This window comes from Pedococcus sp. 2YAF34, from assembly GCF_052114585.1.
GTDB lineage: Bacteria > Actinomycetota > Actinomycetes > Actinomycetales > Dermatophilaceae > Pedococcus.
Genome location: NZ_JBFRFA010000162.1, coordinates 1 through 357, shown reverse-complemented (window position 1 = coordinate 357; position 357 = coordinate 1). Strand labels below are relative to the sequence as shown.

The window sequence follows — 357 nt, the reverse complement described above, 5'->3', positions numbered from 1 at the left end:
GTGTACCACTGGTTGTTCACGGAATGCGAGCCGATGTAGACGCCGGCATAGGCGTACGCCTTCATCGTCAGGCCTGAGCAGTCGTAGCCGCCCGGCCCCTCGCCGCCGAAGATGTACGGCTTGCCGAGCTGCGCCTTCGCGTAGTTGATCGCGGTCTGCACGACGTTGCCGTTGGGCGGCGGAACAGAGCTGCCGCCGCCACCACCACCCTGGTTCTGGTGCTGCTGCTGTTGCTGCTGCTGGGCCGCGAGCTCCTGCTGGCGACGGATCTCCGCCTGGCGGGCCGCCTCTTCAGCGGCCTTGCGCTTCGCCTCGCCGACCAGGTAGGCGCTTTCGACCTGCGCCGACGTGTTCTTG

Annotated in this window: 1 protein-coding gene; it reads right to left on the bottom strand. The window is 67.2% G+C overall.

Features of this window, described 5'->3' with window-relative positions; genetic code table 11:
- Nucleotides 1–357: C40 family peptidase (locus AB4Z02_RS19375; RefSeq protein ID WP_441973015.1), on the bottom strand; the 357-nt coding region annotated here is incomplete at both ends.